The following is a 16,213-nucleotide window of genomic DNA, read 5'->3' as shown; positions in this document are numbered from 1 at the left end:
CGAAAAAAGCAGGTGAAAGTTGGATGGGTCGGGGTGTCTGAGCGGGCTCAGAGTTCCTCGACGGTGCCGACGCCCTCATGGGGACGGCGGGACAGGTCGATGCCGAGCTCCTCCGCGGCGCGGAAGACCTCCTCGTCATCCTCCGGGACCTCGACGCTGTTGCCGTCCGAGGACAGCACTTCGACGTTGAGGCAGAGCGACTGCATCTCCTTGAGGAGCACGCGGAAGGACTCCGGGATGCCCGGCTCGGGGATGTTGTCACCCTTGACGATGGCCTCGTAGACCTTCACACGTCCGTTGATGTCATCCGACTTGATGGTCAGCAGCTCCTGCAGGGCGTGAGCGGCGCCGTAGGCCTCCAGGGCCCACACCTCCATCTCACCGAAGCGCTGGCCGCCGAACTGCGCCTTACCGCCCAGCGGCTGCTGGGTGATCATCGAGTACGGGCCGGTCGAGCGTGCGTGGAGCTTGTCGTCCACCAGGTGGTGCAGCTTCAGGATGTACATGTAGCCGACCGAGACGGGGTCCGGGAACGGCTCACCGGAGCGGCCGTCGAACAGGCGGGCCTTGCCGTCGTTGCCGACGACATGGTCGCCGTCGCGGTTCGGCGAGTGCGCCTCGATCAGGCTGTTGACCTCGGGAGCGGTGAGTCCGTCGAACACGGGCACGGCCACCGGGGTGCCGGGCTCGCCCTTGTGGGACGCGACCGGCAGCTCCTTGGCGTGCTCGGACTCGGGGTCGAGCTCCCAACCGGACTTGGCGACCCAGCCGAGGTGGGTCTCCATCACCTGGCCGATGTTCATACGGCCGGGCACGCCCATCGGGTTGAGGATGATGTCCACGGGGGTGCCGTCCTCGAGGAACGGCATGTCCTCCACGGGCAGGATCTTCGCGATGACGCCCTTGTTGCCGTGACGGCCGGCGAGCTTGTCGCCGTCGGTGATCTTGCGCTTCTGCGCAATGTACACGCGGACCATCTCGTTGACGCCGGTGGGCAGGATGTCGGAGTCCTCGTCCTCATTGAACACGCGGACGCCGATGACCGTGCCGGACTCGCCGTGCGGGACGCGCAGGGAGGTGTCGCGGACCTCGCGGGCCTTCTCACCGAAGATGGCGCGCAGCAGGCGCTCCTCCGGGGTCAGCTCGGTCTCACCCTTCGGGGTCACCTTGCCGACGAGGATGTCGCCCGGCTGCACTTCTGCGCCGATGCGGATGATGCCGCGCTCGTCGAGGTCGGCGAGGACGTCCTCACCGACGTTCGGGATGTCGCGGGTGATCTCTTCCTTGCCGAGCTTGGTGTCGCGGGCGTCGACCTCGTGCTCCTCGATGTGGATCGAGGTGAGGACGTCGTCCTGGACCAGGCGCGAGGACAGGATGATGCCGTCCTCGTAGTTGTGGCCCTGCCAGGACATGAACGCCACGAGCAGGTTCTTGCCGAGCGCGAGCTCACCGGAGTCGGTGGAGGGGCCGTCGGCCAGGATGGAGCCGGCTTCGACACGGTCGCCCTCGTCGAACAGCACGCGCTGGTTGTAGCAGTTGCCGGCGTTGGAGCGCTCGAACTTGTTCACGCGGTAGGACTGCGAGGTGCCGTCGTCCGCGAGGACCTTGATGAAGTCGGCGGACAGTTCGTCGATGACACCGGCCTTCTCAGCGACGATGACGTCACCGGCGTCGACAGCGGCGCGGCGCTCCATGCCGGTGCCGACCAGCGGCATCTCGGTGCGCAGCAGCGGCACGGCCTGACGCTGCATGTTCGAGCCCATGAGGGCGCGGTTGGCGTCGTCGTGCTCAAGGAACGGAATCATGGCGGTCGCGACCGACACCATCTGACGTGCGGACACGTCCATGTAGTCGACGTCCGACGGGGCCACGAGGTCCGGCTCGCCGCCGGCGAGGCGCACCAGCACGGCTTCCTCGAGGAAGCGGCCGTCCTCATCGATCTTGGCGTTGGCCTGCGCGATGATGTGGCGGTCCTCGTCATCGGCGGTCAGGTAGACGACGTCGTCGGTGACGACACCGTCGACGACCTTGCGGTACGGGGTCTCCACGAAGCCGAACGGGTTGATGCGCGCGAAGGTGGCGAGCGAGCCGATCAGGCCGATGTTGGGGCCTTCCGGGGTCTCGATCGGGCACATGCGGCCGTAGTGGGACGGGTGGACGTCGCGCACTTCCATGCCTGCGCGGTCACGGGACAGACCGCCCGGGCCCAGCGCCGAGAGGCGGCGCTTGTGGGTGAGGCCCGACAGCGGGTTGTTCTGGTCCATGAACTGCGACAGCTGGGAGGTTCCGAAGAACTCCTTGATCGCAGCGGTGACCGGGCGGATGTTGATCAGGGTCAGCGGCGTGATCGCCTCGACGTCCTGCGTGGTCATGCGCTCACGGACGACGCGCTCCATGCGGGACAGGCCGGTGCGGACCTGGTTCTGGATCAGTTCGCCGACCGCGCGGATGCGGCGGTTGCCGAAGTGGTCGATGTCGTCGGTCTCCACGCGCACCGTGCGGCCGCCTTCGGCGGTGAACTCGGTGAGGCCCGCGTGCAGGGCGACGATGTACTTGATGGTGGTGACGATGTCCTCAACGTTGAGAACGCTCTCGGAGAGGCTGACCTCCAGGCCGAGCTTCTTGCCGATCTTGTAGCGGCCGACCTTCGCGAGGTCGTAGCGCTTCTCGTTGAAGAACATGTTGTTGAGCATCGTCTCGCCCGCATCGCGGCTGGGCGGCTCGCCCGGGCGCTGCTTGCGGTAGATGTCCATGAGCGCTTCGTCCTGCGAGGAGATCCTGTCCTTCTCCAGGGTGGAGCGGATCGACTCGAACTCGCCGAACTCCTCGAGGATCTCAGCCTTGGACATGCCGAGGGCCTGCAGGAGGGTGGTGACGGACTGCTTGCGCTTGCGGTCGATGCGGACGCCGACCTGGTCGCGCTTGTCGACCTCGAACTCGAGCCATGCGCCGCGGCTCGGGATGATCTTCGCGTTGAAGATGTGCTTGTCGCTGGTCTTGTCGATGGACTCTTCGAAGTACACGCCCGGGGAGCGGACCAGCTGGGAGACGACGACGCGCTCGGTGCCGTTGATGATGAACGTACCCTTGTCGGTCATGAGCGGGAAGTCGCCCATGAAGACCGTCTGGGTCTTGATCTCATCGGTCTCGTGGTTCATGAACTCCGCAGTGACGTACAGCGGTGCGGAGTAGGTGAGGTCCTTGTCCTTGCACTCCTCGACCGTGTAGGTCGGGGCCTCGAAGGAGTGGTTGCGGAAGGACAGCGACATGTTGCCGGCGATGTCCTCGATGGGGGAGATCTCTTCGAAGATGTCCGCGAGACCGGAGGTCTGGGGGACGTCTTCGCGACCGGCGGCGGCCGCTGCGGCGGCGCGCTCCTCCCAGTTCTCGTTGCCGAGAAGCCAGTCGAACGAGCTGGTCTGCAGACTCAGAAGGTCAGGTACTTCAATGGGGTCGCCGAGCTTTGCGAACGTCACGCGAGGCGACTGCGTCAGCTGGGCTGTGGTCTTCTTCAGATCGGTGCTCGAGGCAGCCAAGGGTGATCCTTCCACGGGCCGAGGATGAATGGGCGCCGCTGCTGTGACCGCACCCACCTTCTCGACCAACCCCGCTATATGAGTCGAATTCTGAAAATGGGCGCGCTGATCACTGGGCGCAAAGAACCAGCATAAGCCGCGCCCGATACCCCGTAAAGGGGCCCCGCGGAAAATGTGACGGCCGTTATCCCTGACACACTCGCTCCTGCGCGCCCCGCAGCCGGTGCGGCTGGCGCCCGGGGCGCCGCTGGGAGGCCGACGGCTTCCGCGGCTCGGCAGAGCGAAGCGGCGGGCCCCGTGGGCGCCGCCGCTTCCGGAACGGGAGGTCAGCCGTTCATATGCTCCTCGAGCGCACTCGCGTACTTCAGCGCAGAGGCCTCATCGAGGTTGATGGCGAGGATGTAGCCGTGTTCGGTGCCCTTGTCCACGCCGGACATGAGCATGGTGAGCTTCTGCTCGCCGAGGGTCATGGTGGTGAAGGACGTGTTGGGGTTGTTCCCGAGCTGTTTGACGGTGGCCTTCGCCGCGCCGCCCTGGCCGGACATCTCCTCCGTGCATGCGGCGGCGACTTCCTTCAGGGGGTCGAACAGTGTGGTGTCCTCGTTGGTGGTGGCGAGTGCGGAGACCACGGTCGGCTCATCGGTTGCGCCGTCGACGGCCTCAGCACTGAAGTCACCGTCGTAGTTGACGACGACGAGGCCCGTGGCGTCCTGCTTGGAGTTGTTGACTCCGTCGATCGCCGCCTGGCATGCGGGCGGGATGTCGACGCCGTCGAGGGTGTAGGTCATGGTGAAGTCGAGAGGCTGGTCTGGGCTGGGGGAGCTCTGCTCCTGGACTGAGGCCTTCACGTTCGTGCCGATGCCGATGTCCTCGGCCATCATCGCGCCGTCGGGGCCGCCGGAGGAGTCGTCGGACGGGCTCGCATCATCGGACGGGCTCGCATCATCGGACGGTGTCGCGTCGTCGCTCGGGGCGGCGTCATCCGACGGGCTCTGGTCGCCCGCGGGGGTGGATCCGTCAACCTCGTCGCTCGCTGTCTCACTGGGCTTCTCGGTGGGGTCCGCCTCGCTGCCGAAGCCGCTGATCGCACCGCAGCCGGTGAACAGCAGCGCGGAGGCGGCGAGCGCGGTGGCGGCGGTGACGCTGCGGCGCACCGTACGGGTGCGGCCAGCGCGGGTGCGTCCGGGACGGGTGAGGACTGAGCGGGTCATGGGATCTCCTGGTGGTCGGGCCCGTCGGCGCCGCTGCAGACAGCGGCCCGGGGCTGAGCGATTGAGCCCATCATCTCCCAGCGCATCCCTCGCCGCCACCGGAACGAGCGGGTACCCGTGCCCCTGGAGACCTCTCCCCCGCCGGCCGCACACGCTGCGGCCCGACGGATGCCTGCGCGCTCCGATGCCGCCCATACAGGAACCGCCCGCCTCCTCATGGGAGGCGGGCGGTTCCGTCACGAGCATCGGGCGCTGTTCGTGCCCGGTCGGCTCGGGGTCAGGCTGCGCTTCTCAGCGCGGAGGTCACTTGACCTCGACAGCGGCGCCTGCGCCCTCGAGCTGCTCCTTGGCCTTGTCGGCGGCGTCCTGGTCGACACCCTCGAGGACCGGCTTCGGTGCGCCGTCGACGAGCTCCTTGGCCTCCTTGAGGCCGAGGCCGGTGAGGGCACGGACTTCCTTGATCACGGCGATCTTGGCGGAGCCGGCGGAGCTGAGGATGACGTCGAACTCGGTCTTCTCCTCAGCGGCGCCACCGGCGTCGCCGCCTGCAGCGCCACCGGCTGCAGCGACGGCCACGGGAGCGGCGGCCTCAACGTCGAAGACCTCCTCGAACTCCTTGACGAACTCGGAGAGCTCGATGAGGGTCATTTCCTTGAAAGCTTCGATGAGCTCGTCCTTGGTGAGCTTAGCCATGGGGCTTAGTCCTTCCTAAGTTGGGGTGGTGCACGCAGCACCGTTTCGTCAGAGTGTCAGGCGTCTTCGTTCTTGGCACGCAGAGCGTCGACGGTGCGGGCGGTCTTCGTGAGCGGTGCGTTGAAGACTGCCGCGGCCTTGGACATGGATGCCTTGAGGGCACCGGCCGCCTTGGCCAGAAGAACCTCGCGGGACTCCAGGTCTGCGAGCTTCTTGACATCGTCAGCCGTGAGAGCGGAGCCCTCGAAGTAGCCGGACTTGACGATCAGCTGTGGGTTTTCCTTGGCAAAGTCACGCATGGCCTTTGCCGGTTCGACCGGCTCGCCCTTGATGAAGGCGATAGCGGTCGGGCCATTGAGCTCGCCGTGGAAAGCATCGACTCCTGCTTCCTTGGCGGCGATCTCAGCCAGCGTGTTCTTCACCACGGCGTAGGTGGTATCAGCACCGAGCGAACGGCGCAGCGTCTGCAGCTGCCCCACGCTCAGGCCGCGGTACTCGGTCAGGATCGCTGCGCTGGACTCGCGGAACAGATCCGCGACCTCAGCAACAGCTGCTGCCTTGTCAGGCCTCGCCATGGCCCTCCTTCCAGAGGTTGTGCTGCCGGCCTTGAAGGATTCGTGTCCCGCAGCATAAGAAAAGCCCCGACGCAGGCGTCGAGGCTCATCGCCCACTGGAGTCCAGCCCCGGTGTGCGGAAGAATCGTCACCTGCGCAGGCCGTTCCTCAGTGCGACTGGGAAACCTTCGGTCGATCCTGATGGCAGGAGCGACGACCGGCGGTCTTCGGTAGCTGTCACACTACCCGATCCCGTCGCCTTCTCCCACCCCGATGTGGCGCGGATCAAATGCGACCCGGCAGCCCGCGGGGACGACCCGGGGAGGCGACGGCCCGTGGGCACCGCTTGAGCGGATTGTTCAACAACTGCTAGTGTCGTGCGACTACGCGACCCAGTGTGACCCCTCTCACCCCTCCAATGGAACGGACGGTCAATGTCCAGCACTCCCTCCCAGACCGACGCAGCCGCCCACAGCAGCGACGACCGCACAGCCCGCCGCGGCCGCCGGACAGCGCTCCTCGGCGCCATGTTCCTCATGGCCACCAGCGCCATCGGTCCCGGCTTCATCACCCAGACCACCGTGTTCACGGCGCAGCTCGGCGCCGCGTTCGCCTTCGCGATCCTCGTCTCGATCCTGATCGACATCGCCGTCCAGCTGAACGTGTGGAAGATCCTCGGCATCTCCGGCCTGCGCGCCCAGGAGCTCTGCAACCGGGTCCTGCCCGGCGCCGGCTGGGTGCTCGCCGCCCTCGTCTTCATCGGCGGCGCGGTGTTCAACATCGGCAACATCGCCGGCACCGGCCTCGGCCTCAACGCCATGCTGGGCCTCGACCCGACCATCGGCGGCGGCGTCTCCGCCGTCCTCGCCATCCTCATCTTCCTGTCCAAGCGGGCCGGGCTCGCCCTGGACCGCATCGTGGTCATCCTCGGCGCCGTGATGATCCTGCTGATGATCTACGTGGCAGTCGTGTCCGCTCCCCCGGTCGGTGAGGCGCTGAAGAACACCGTACTGCCGGAGCAGGTCGACTTCCTCATCATCTCCACTCTCATCGGCGGCACCGTCGGCGGCTACATCACCTACTCCGGTGCCCACCGCATGATCGACTCCGGCGTCACCGGCCCCGAATCGGATCGGGAGATCACCCGCAGCTCGGTGGTCGGCATCCTCGTCACCTGCGTGATGCGCGTGCTGCTGTTCCTTGCGATCTTCGGCGTGGTCGCCGGTGGTGTCGCGCTCGCCGGTGACAACATGGCCGCCGACGCGTTCCAGGCCGCGGCCGGGCAGATCGGCCTGCGCCTGTTCGGCGTGGTGCTGTGGAGCGCCGCCCTCACGTCCGTGATCGGCGCGTCCTTCACCTCCATCTCCTTCATCACCGCCCAGGCCACCGCGGCGCGCACCCGCAACCTGATGACGGTCGCGTTCATCGCGGTGTGCGGCATCCTGTTCGTGGTGCTCGGCCAGGCCCCGCAGGCACTGCTGATCTTCGCGGGTGCGTTCAACGCCCTGATCCTGCCGTTCGGCCTCGCGATCCTGCTGTACGCCGGGTGGCGCCGCCGCGACCTGCTGCACGGCTACCGCTACCCCGCCTGGCTGCTGCTGCTCGGTGTCCTCGCCTGGCTGGTGTCCCTCGGCCTCGCCTGGACCTCGCTCGCGAAGATCCCCGGCATCTTCGCCTGAGAAGGAGACCAGCCATGCGCGCAGAATCCGTCGGCCCCGCGGACCGCGACGCGCAGCCCGCCGCCGCGCCGGATGCGTCGGCCCCCGCGCAAGCGGCCGGACCTGCTTCCGACTCCCCCGGCGGCGACTGGGCGGACCTGTCACCGGCCGATGCGCGTTCGCGCTTCCGCGCCGGCGAGGTGCGCCCCACCTCCGGGATCGCCGACGCCTTCGCGCAGGCCAACCTGATCGCGGTCCCACAGGAGCTCGCCTTCGACGTCCTTTTGTTCGCGCAGCGCAACCCCAAGCCCTGCCCCGTTCTCGGCGTGCTGGAGCCCGGGCAGGTCACCAGCGATCTGCTCGCCGGCGGGGACATCCGCACCGACATCCCGCGCTACCGCGTCTTCGAGAACGGGGTGGAGGTCGCGCGGCCGACGGATGCCACCGACTATTGGCGCGAGGACCTGGTGGCGTTCCTCGTGGGCTGCTCGTTCACGTTCGAACGGGCCCTGCTGGAGGGCGGGATCGCGCTCGCGCACCAGGACCAGGGCGTAAACGTGCCGATGTTCCGCACCACGCGCCGCTGCGCATCAGGGGGCCGGATCGGCGGGCCGCTGGTGGTGTCCATGCGGCCCATCCCCGCCTCCCAGGTGGCCGACGCGGTCCGCATCACCTCCCGCTACCCCGCCGTGCACGGCGCCCCGGTGCATGTGGGCTCCCCGTCGGAGCTGGGGATCGCCGACCTGTCCCGACCCGATTTCGGTGACCCGGTGGACATCCCCGCCGGGCACATCCCCGTGTTCTGGGCCTGCGGGGTCACGCCGCAGGCAGCGGTGATGGAATCGCGGCCGTCGTTCGCGATCGCGCACGACCCGGGGCACATGCTGATCACGGACGCCCGCGACAGCGACTACCTCGTGCCCTGACCGCGGCTGCTGGGCGCCGCACGGGCGCGTGGCCCGCGCGCCCTAGCGGCGGGGTGCCTGAGCGCCGTAGCCGAGGAAGTCGAGGACCTCGGTGCGCGCATCCACGAGGTAGCGGCGCAGCTCCTCCGCGGCGTCTCGGCGGCGTCCCTGCATCACCATCGCCCACAGCTCGGCGTTGCGGTGCACATAGTTCGCGTGGAACGTGGGGCTGTAATCCTTGCACAGGAACATCAGCCGCATCCGCGCCAGCAGCTGATCCATCGCCCCCATCACGATGGTGGACCCGGTCATCTGCACCAGACCGTCGTGGAACAGCTGGTTCTGGTCGCCCACATCGTGCATGCGCCCCTCGCCCAGCGCCTCCTGTGCGGCGGCGAGGACGCTCTCCTGCCGGGCGGCCAGCTGATCCGTGACCTCACCCCACAGGACGGCGCTGGGCTCCACCGCGAGCCGCGCTTCGTAGATCTCCCGCACGTCCGCTTGGTCCGGCCGGGCGACGCACACGCCCCGGTGCGGCCGCCGATCGATCAGGTTCTCCTGCGCGAGAGTCGCGAACGCCTCCCGCAGCGTATTGCGGGAGATGCCGAGCTCCGCCGCCACCGCCACCTCGGACAGCTTCGACCCGGGCAGGAGCCGGCCCGCGGAGATCTGGGCGCGCAGCGACGCGGCCGCCCGGCTCGAGGCCGAGCGGGTGTCACGGTGGGGCGGGCGAGCGGTCATGCGATCCTCGCGATCTCCTGACCGCGCGTCAGCGCTTCCCCGTCGCTGATGTCGGCGCGGGTGAGGCGTCCGGCGCGGTGCGCGCGCACCGTCGTCTCCATCTTCATCGCCTCCATCACGAGCACGGCGTCGCCGTCCTCGACCTCGGCGCCGTCCTCCACGGACCAGGACACGACGGTGCCGGACATCGGTGCGGTCAGCTGCGACTCATCGCGCTCCTGGGACCCGTCGGCCCCCTCGCCGCCGGCGGCGCCGCCATCGGCACCACCAGCGCCGCCCTGACCGCCCCCGCCGCTGAGCAGGGCGCGGTGCAGATCCGCGGGCAGACCGAGCTGCACGGCCCGGCCGTCGATGTCGATCATCACGGTGGTGCGGGTGCGCTCCGGCGCGGCCGCGTACGGCGAGGTCTCCAAGTCCGGCGCGAACTCCGACTCGATCCAGGTGGTGAACACGCCGAAGCGATCAGCGGCGGTGTAGGCGGGGTGGTCCATGACCGCGCGGTGGAACGGCACCACGGTGGGCAGGCCCTCGATCCGCAGTTCCGCAAGAGCGGTGCGGGCTCGCCGGATCGCCTGCTGCCGGTCCTCACCCCACACGATCAGCTTCGCCAGCAGGGAGTCGTACTCCGCGGGGACGGTGAAGCCACTGCGCACACCGGTGTCCACGCGGACCCCGAGACCCGTCGGCGCCTCGAACACCTCCACCAGGCCGGGGGTGGGCACGAAGCCGAGTGCAGGATCCTCCGCGTTCAGCCGGAACTCGAACGCGTGGCCCGACGGCTGCGGGTCCTCACTGACGCTGAGCCGCTCGCCCGCCGCGATGCGCAGCTGCTCGCGCACCAGGTCCACCCCGCTGGTCGCCTCGGTGACGGGATGCTCCACCTGCAGGCGGGTGTTCACTTCGAGGAAGGAGATGACACCGTCCTCGGAGACGAGGTACTCCACCGTGCCGGCGCCGACGTACCCGGCCTCACGGGCGATCGCGCGGGCCGAATCGTGGATGCGCATCCGCTGCTCATCGGTGAGGAACGGCGCCGGGGCCTCCTCCACGAGCTTCTGGTGGCGGCGCTGCAGGGAGCAGTCGCGAGTGCCGATGACTGCGACGCTGCCGTGGGTGTCGGCGAGCAGCTGCGCCTCCACATGGCGGGGCCGGTCGAGGAACCGCTCCACGAAGCATTCGCCGCGGCCGAACGCGGCGGTCGCCTCGCGGGTCGCGGAGAGGAAAGCATCCTCCACCTCATCCATGGTGCGGGCGATGCGCATGCCGCGGCCGCCGCCGCCGAACGCCGCCTTGATCGCGATCGGCAGGCCGTGCTCCTCGGCGAACTCGCGCACCTGAGCGGCGTCCTTCGCGGGCCCGTCGGTGCCGGGCACGAGGGGCGCACCGACGCGCACGGCGACCTCGCGGGCGGCGACCTTGTCACCGAGCGTGGCGATGACGTCGGCGCTGGGCCCGATCCAGGTGAGGCCGGCGTCGACCACGGCGCGGGCGAAGTCGGCGTTCTCCGACAGGAACCCGTAGCCGGGGTGGACCGCGTCGGCGCCGGAGCGGCGGGCGATCTCGAGGATCTTCTCCTGGTCGAGGTAGGTCTCGGCGGGGGCGGAGCCGTTCAGCGCGTAGGCCTCGTCGGCGAGGGTCGTGTGCATCGCGTCGGCGTCCGGGTCCGAGAACACGGTGATCGAAGTGAGGCCTGAGTCGGAGCAGGCGCGGATGATGCGGACCGCGATCTCGCCTCGGTTGGCGATCAGGACCTTCTTCATGCGTTCTCTCCTACGGGTCGGGGGGAGTCTGCGAGCTCGAAGCGCACATGCGCTCCGGGCGGGAGCTGTCCGGCCAGCGGCAGGTCCTCCGGCACTACGACGGCGATCACGGGGTAGCCGCCGGTCACGGGATGGTCGGAGAGGAACAGCACGGGCACGCCCGAGTGCGGCACCTGGAGGGAACCGGTGACAGCGCCTTCGCTGGCGAGTTCGCCGTCGCGGGCGCGAGTGAGGCCGCCGCCGGCGGGTTCGTCGAAGCGGACGCCGACGCGGTTCGACTGGTTCGACACCACCCAGGTGCGGGAGGTCAGCTCCTGCATCGCCTCGGGGGTGAACCAGTCGTCGCGCGGGCCGGGCAGGATCCGCAGCACCGCCGTGTCGTCCCGCGGGGGCAGCGACACCGCCGGCTCGGCCCGGTCCTCCGGGTCGGGCAGGACCGGCAGCGACCCGGTGGTGGGGGCGCTGACGGCGGGGACTTCGGGGGCGCCGACGTGTCCGCCGCGGCGGTGCACGGCGAGGACGTCCCCGGCGGCGAGGGGCTCGGCGCCGATGCCGGAGATGATGTCGCGGGAGGCGGAGCCGAGCACCACGGGCACGTCGAAGCCGCCGCGGACCGCGACGTAGGTGCGCAGTCCCGTGGTCGGCATGTCGATGCGGAGGGTCTCCCCGTCGTACAGGGGGATCGCGGACCAGCGCACTGCGGTGCGCGTCCCGTTCGGCCCGTCGATGCGGAGGGGGCCGGCGGCGCCGGTGACGGAGACGACGTGGTGGCCGCGGGCGGTCAGCGCGAAGCCGTCCAGGAGCGCTTCGACGACGGCGCAGCGGGCGTCGTTCCCGACGAGGCGGTTCGCCTGGCGGGCGGACGCGCGGTCCACCGCACCGGAGGCGACGACGCCGAGGTCGCCGTGCCCGGGCCGCCCCATGTCCTGCATGAGTGCCTGCATCCCCGGGTCGGTGACTTCCAGGGCGTAGTCGGCGTCGGGCCGGCTGGCGGTGACGGGGCGCTGCGGGACCGCCGGGAGCTGCGAGGGGTCCGCGGCGGGCTCGTCCTGGTGGGCTGCCGACGGGTCCTGCACACGGATCTGTTCGGTGACGGCGCGGTAGCGGACCGTGTCACCAGGACGGATCAGCGACGGCTCCTCCCGGCCGAGGTCCCACAGGACCGCGTCGGTGTGTCCGATCAGCTGCCAGCCGCCCGGCGACTTCTGTGGGTACACCGCGGAGAACGCCCCGGCGAGGGCCACCGACCCTGCGGGCACGGCGGGGCGCGGGGAGGTGCGGCGCGGCACCTGCAGGGGGTCACCGTCGGCCGCCAGGTAGACGAAACCGGGGGCGAAGCCGCCGAACGCGGCGGTCCACTCGGCACCCGTGTGGGCGGCGATGACCCCGTCGGCTCCGAGGCCGGTGAGCTCCCCGACCTCCCGGAGGTCCTCCCCGCTGTAGACCACGTCGATGTCGATGATCCGGCCCGCGACGGCCGCCCGTTCATCGAGCTGCAGCTGCTGGAGCGCGTCGGCCCCCTCTGCGGCGCGGGGCGCGGACTCGAACTCCACCAGCACGGTCTCGGCGGCAGCGAGCACCTGCACCTGGCCCGGCAGCGGATGCTGGGACAGGTGGGCGTGCAGGCGCATCACCTCGGGCAGGTCCGTGCACTCCACGAGGAACGCACGGGCACCGGCCCAGCGCAGCGGGCGGCTCATGCGAACGCCTCGATCCGGATGCCGGCGGCTTCCAGCCCGGCGCGGACCTGCCCGGCCATGGCGGCGGCGCCGGGGGTGTCGCCGTGCAGGCAGATGCTGTCGGCAGCGATGCGGATGTCGGTGCCGTCGATGGCAGTGAGGGTGCCGGTCCGCACGAGCCGCACCATGCGCTCGGTGACGGCGTCGCCGTCATGCAGAACCGCACCCGCTTCCCGGCGGGACACCAGGGTCCCCTCCGGGGTGTAGGCGCGGTCGGCGAACGCTTCGGCGACGCCGCGCAGCCCAGCGGCCTCCGCCTTCTGCAGGGCGATCGAGCCCGGCAGGAGCAGCAGAGCGAGATCGGGGCTGAACGCGCGGACGGCGTCCACCACCGCCTGCGCGTGCTGCTCATGGTGGACGATCGTGTTGTAGAGGGCGCCGTGCGGCTTCACGTAGCGGACTTCGCCGCCTTCGCGGCGGGCCACGGCGTCGAGGGCGCCGAGCTGGTAGAGGACGTCGTCGGCCAGTTCGGTGGGTGAGCAGTCCAGGAAGCGGCGCCCGAAGCCGACGAGGTCGCGGTAGGCGACATGCGCGCCGATGGTCGCACCGGCTGCGACCGCGCTGCGGCAGGTGGCGGCCATGACGCTGGGGTCGCCGGCGTGGAAGCCGCAGGCGATGTTGGCGCTGGAGACGGCGGCGAGCACGGCGGCGTCATCGCCCATTGTCCAGCTGCCGAAGGATTCACCGACGTCACTGTTGAGATCGATGACGCTCACGGGGGGACCTCCGAGGGATCGTGCGTTCGCAGAGCGGGGGCATCCGCGAATTGTTCAACGATCCTACGGCATCACGGTCCTCCCCGTGAGGCGGACCACGTGGCGGTCAGGCGACGTCGGCGGGCTCGCTGCCCTGCTCAGCCCTCTCCATGGAGGCCTTGCCTTCGCGCTCACGCTGGTCGATGTCGTCCATCTTCGACTGCACCCACGGTGCGATCACGAACATGCCGACGCTCACCACGAGCGTCACCACACCGAGCATCGTGTAGAAGACGCCGTCGCCCACGCCGCTGGCCATCTGGATGACCACCGAGGTCAGGCCCATGCCCACCGCCGGGGCCAGCAGCCACAGCGTCATCGTCTGCGACGCGAAGTAGCGCGGCGCCAGCTTCGTCGTGACGGACAGACCCACCGGGTTCATGAACAGCTCCGCGACGGTCTGCACGAAGAACACGGCGGCGAGGAACCAGAACGGCGCGAGCGCGGCGCCTCCCGGCCAGGTGCTGAAGCCGTAGCCCATCATCAGCGCGGACACACCGATGATGACCAGGGATATCGCGAACTTGGCGGCCGTGTTCGGGAAGCGTCCGGCACGGCGGGTGAACAGCCAGCCGAGGACCGGTGCGAGCAGCAGCACGAACAGCGGGTTGAACGACTGGTACATCGCCGGCGCCAGCTCGAACAGGCCGAACACGCTGCGGTCCGTGTTGTCCAGCGCGAAGGTGGCCATCTTGCCGGCCGCCTGCTCGAAGATCACCACGAACAGCACGTTGCCCACCCACAGGGGCGTGAACGCGCTGAGGTGCGACCGCTCCTGCGCCGTGACGCGGGGGCTGCGGAACATGGTGAGGAAGTAGCCGAGCGCGGTCACGAAGGCGAAGATGAACAGGGACCAGGAGATCGCACCGACCAGCGGGTCCTCGGAGTCGGCGAACACCACGAGGGAGAAGAACGCGACGAGGCCACCGGCGAGGGCCACGATTCCGAGTCCCAGCAGGGCCATCTTCTTTCCCTCGCCCGGCTGCAGCGGGTTCGGGATGGTGAACGCGAATTCGCCGAGGCGGCGGCGGCCGTAGAAGAACGCGATGAGGGCGAACGCCATTCCGACCGCGGCGGCCATGAAGGCGATGTGGTAGCCGAACATGCCGCGGAGGAAGGAGATCAGCAGCGGCGCTACGAGGGAGCCCACGTTGATCGACATGTAGAAGTACTGGAACCCCTGGTCGCGGCGCGGGTCGTTCTTGTCATACAGGCCTCCCACCACGGTCGACAGGTTCGGCTTGATGAAGCCGGTGCCGATGGCGATGAGGATCAGACCCACCCACGAGGTGGGGACGCTGGGGATGGCGAGGACCACGTGGCCCGCCATGATGACGGAGCCGCCCACGAGGGTGGACATCCAGGGGCCGAGGACACGGTCGGCGACGATGCCGCCGGGGATCGTCATGAGCAGCACCGCGGCGCCGTAGGCGGAGACGACCACCTGGCCGGCGGTGGTGGACAGTCCCAGGCCCTGGTTGGCGAGGGTGTCGGTGAGGAAGTACAGGAGGATGGCGCGCATCCCGAACCAGGAGAAGCGCTCCCACATCTCGACCTGCAGCATCCACGGCAGGCCGCCGGGGTGGCCGATGAACGAGCGGTCGTTCACGGACGGACCGGTGCGCAGTCCCTCGGGGACGTACGCGGCGCGGCGGGAGATGGTCTCCTCGCCGATTGCCGTGCCTGCTTCGTTGCGGGCAGTGGACATGGAGGGTGTCCTTTCCGAGCGGACCGACGCGGGGTGTGCGTCGGTTCTGAGTGGAGGGTCGTCGCGGCCGGGTGGGCCGCGCTTCGAGTGAATCATGCGCCGCCGCCGGCCGACGGGGTCAGGAGTCCCGATGGCGCGGACTGTGCCCGCCCTCACAGCGGGGCGGCTGCGATACGGACGAGCCCCGCTCTGCAGATGCAGAGCGGGGCTCGTGTGAGGGGACGACGGGGGCTCAGGCCTCCGGGGTCTCCTCGGTGAGGTTGCGGGTGCGGTTGACGTCGATCGCGATGCCCGGGCCCATGGTGGTGGACATGGTGATCTTCGAGATGTAGCGACCCTTGGCGCTGGCCGGCTTGAGTCGCAGGATCTCCTCGAGCGCTGCCACGTAGTTCTCGATCAGCTGGGTGTCGGTGAAGGACGCCTTGCCGATGATGAAGTGCAGGTTCGAGGCGCGGTCCACGCGGAACTCGATCTTGCCGCCCTTGATGTCCTCCACAGCCTTGGCGGTGTCCATCGTGACCGTGCCGGTCTTCGGGTTCGGCATGAGGCCGCGGGGGCCGAGCACGCGGCCGAGTCGGCCGACCTTGCCCATGAGGTTCGGGGTGGCCACAGCGGCGTCGAAGTCGGTCCAGCCGCCGGCGACCTTCTCGATGAGCTCGTCATCGCCGACCTCATCGGCGCCTGCTGCGCGTGCAGCCTCGGCCTGGGGGCCGGTGGCGAACACGATCACGCGGGCGGTCTTGCCGGTGCCGTGGGGCAGGTTGACGGTGCCGCGCACCATCTGGTCCGCCTTGCGGGGGTCGACGCCGAGGCGCATGGCGACCTCGACGGCGGCGTCGAACTTGGTGACGGAGGTCTTCTGGGCGAGGCGCACAGCGTCGAGCGGGGCGTAGAACTGCTCGCGGTCGATCTTGGCGACTGCGTCCTGGTAAGCCTTGGAACGGTTAGCCATC

General features: G+C 69.3%; 12 protein-coding genes. 2 read left to right on the top strand and 10 right to left on the bottom strand.

Translation table 11 applies throughout. From position 1 onward, the window contains the following. Nucleotides 1-47: 47 nt before the first annotated feature. The 4 genes from rpoB to rplJ all read right to left on the bottom strand — a co-directional run bounded on the left by rpoB (nucleotide 48) and on the right by rplJ (nucleotide 6,015). The gene (gene rpoB / locus MHY20_RS00915) at nucleotides 48-3,536 is read right to left on the bottom strand and encodes a DNA-directed RNA polymerase subunit beta (protein WP_183375657.1); all 3,489 of its coding nucleotides are present in this window, start codon (nucleotides 3,534-3,536) and stop codon (nucleotides 48-50) included. A 326-nt stretch (nucleotides 3,537-3,862) separates the two neighbouring features. After that, complete coding sequence (locus tag MHY20_RS00910) at nucleotides 3,863-4,747, bottom strand: hypothetical protein (protein WP_239373916.1); 885 nt, start codon at nucleotides 4,745-4,747, stop codon at nucleotides 3,863-3,865. A 303-nt stretch (nucleotides 4,748-5,050) separates the two neighbouring features. Beyond that, nucleotides 5,051-5,440: a 50S ribosomal protein L7/L12 gene (gene rplL, locus MHY20_RS00905; protein ID WP_183375661.1), complete on the bottom strand. Its 390-nt coding sequence runs from the start codon at nucleotides 5,438-5,440 to the stop codon at nucleotides 5,051-5,053. A gap of 56 nt (nucleotides 5,441-5,496) precedes the next feature. Then, nucleotides 5,497-6,015, bottom strand: coding sequence for a 50S ribosomal protein L10 (gene rplJ, locus MHY20_RS00900; protein ID WP_183375663.1), 519 nt, complete (start codon nucleotides 6,013-6,015; stop codon nucleotides 5,497-5,499). 413 nt (nucleotides 6,016-6,428) lie between these two features. On the opposite strand from rplJ, the gene MHY20_RS00895 reads away from it, so the two are divergent. Further along, nucleotides 6,429-7,673, top strand: coding sequence for an NRAMP family divalent metal transporter (locus tag MHY20_RS00895; protein WP_239373913.1), 1,245 nt, complete (start codon nucleotides 6,429-6,431; stop codon nucleotides 7,671-7,673). Nucleotides 7,674-7,687: 14 nt separating this feature from the next. Next, entirely contained in the window at nucleotides 7,688-8,578 is an 891-nt protein-coding gene (locus MHY20_RS00890) for a putative hydro-lyase (protein ID WP_183375665.1), read from the top strand. Nucleotides 8,579-8,620: 42 nt separating this feature from the next. Here MHY20_RS00890 and MHY20_RS00885 read toward each other — a convergent pair whose 3' ends face one another. From MHY20_RS00885 to rplA, 6 genes are all read right to left on the bottom strand, one after another. Next, nucleotides 8,621-9,298, bottom strand: a complete 678-nt coding sequence (locus MHY20_RS00885; RefSeq protein ID WP_183375667.1) for a GntR family transcriptional regulator — start codon at nucleotides 9,296-9,298, stop codon at nucleotides 8,621-8,623. Next, nucleotides 9,295-11,058, bottom strand: coding sequence for a biotin carboxylase N-terminal domain-containing protein (locus tag MHY20_RS00880; RefSeq protein ID WP_239373909.1), 1,764 nt, complete (start codon nucleotides 11,056-11,058; stop codon nucleotides 9,295-9,297). Before MHY20_RS00880 ends, MHY20_RS00885 begins: the two co-directional genes overlap by 4 nt. Then, nucleotides 11,055-12,758, bottom strand: coding sequence for an urea amidolyase family protein (locus MHY20_RS00875; protein WP_239373906.1), 1,704 nt, complete (start codon nucleotides 12,756-12,758; stop codon nucleotides 11,055-11,057). The genes MHY20_RS00880 and MHY20_RS00875 overlap by 4 nt, the downstream gene beginning before the upstream one ends. Then, nucleotides 12,755-13,513, bottom strand: coding sequence for a 5-oxoprolinase subunit PxpA (locus MHY20_RS00870; RefSeq protein WP_183375673.1), 759 nt, complete (start codon nucleotides 13,511-13,513; stop codon nucleotides 12,755-12,757). The genes MHY20_RS00875 and MHY20_RS00870 overlap by 4 nt, the downstream gene beginning before the upstream one ends. A 106-nt stretch (nucleotides 13,514-13,619) precedes the next feature. Then, complete coding sequence (locus MHY20_RS00865) at nucleotides 13,620-15,260, bottom strand: oligopeptide:H+ symporter (protein ID WP_183375674.1); 1,641 nt, start codon at nucleotides 15,258-15,260, stop codon at nucleotides 13,620-13,622. Nucleotides 15,261-15,492: 232 nt separating this feature from the next. Beyond that, a complete protein-coding gene (gene rplA, locus MHY20_RS00860) occupies nucleotides 15,493-16,212 on the bottom strand; it encodes a 50S ribosomal protein L1 (RefSeq protein ID WP_183375676.1) in 720 nt (239 codons plus the stop codon). Nucleotide 16,213: the final 1 nt, after the last annotated feature.

Origin of the sequence: Helcobacillus sp. ACRRO, assembly GCF_022347125.1 — a bacterium.
In the GTDB taxonomy this organism is placed as follows: domain Bacteria; phylum Actinomycetota; class Actinomycetes; order Actinomycetales; family Dermabacteraceae; genus Helcobacillus; species Helcobacillus massiliensis.
Note: the sequence above shows the minus strand (reverse complement) of the source record. Positions and strands in the feature narration are given on the sequence as shown.

Excerpts from the sequence above, each read along its gene's own strand:
- MHY20_RS00880 (WP_239373909.1), bottom strand. The coding sequence starts at position 11,058 with ATGAAGAAGGTCCTGATCGCCAACCGAGGCGAGATCGCGGTCCGCATC.
- rplL (WP_183375661.1), bottom strand. The coding sequence starts at position 5,440 with ATGGCTAAGCTCACCAAGGACGAGCTCATCGAAGCTTTCAAGGAAATG.
- rplA (WP_183375676.1), bottom strand. The coding sequence starts at position 16,212 with ATGGCTAACCGTTCCAAGGCTTACCAGGACGCAGTCGCCAAGATCGAC.
- MHY20_RS00885 (WP_183375667.1), bottom strand. The coding sequence starts at position 9,298 with ATGACCGCTCGCCCGCCCCACCGTGACACCCGCTCGGCCTCGAGCCGG.
- rplJ (WP_183375663.1), bottom strand. The coding sequence starts at position 6,015 with ATGGCGAGGCCTGACAAGGCAGCAGCTGTTGCTGAGGTCGCGGATCTG.
- MHY20_RS00865 (WP_183375674.1), bottom strand. The coding sequence starts at position 15,260 with ATGTCCACTGCCCGCAACGAAGCAGGCACGGCAATCGGCGAGGAGACC.
- MHY20_RS00895 (WP_239373913.1), top strand. The coding sequence starts at position 6,429 with ATGTCCAGCACTCCCTCCCAGACCGACGCAGCCGCCCACAGCAGCGAC.
- MHY20_RS00875 (WP_239373906.1), bottom strand. The coding sequence starts at position 12,758 with ATGAGCCGCCCGCTGCGCTGGGCCGGTGCCCGTGCGTTCCTCGTGGAG.
- MHY20_RS00910 (WP_239373916.1), bottom strand. The coding sequence starts at position 4,747 with ATGACCCGCTCAGTCCTCACCCGTCCCGGACGCACCCGCGCTGGCCGC.
- MHY20_RS00890 (WP_183375665.1), top strand. The coding sequence starts at position 7,688 with ATGCGCGCAGAATCCGTCGGCCCCGCGGACCGCGACGCGCAGCCCGCC.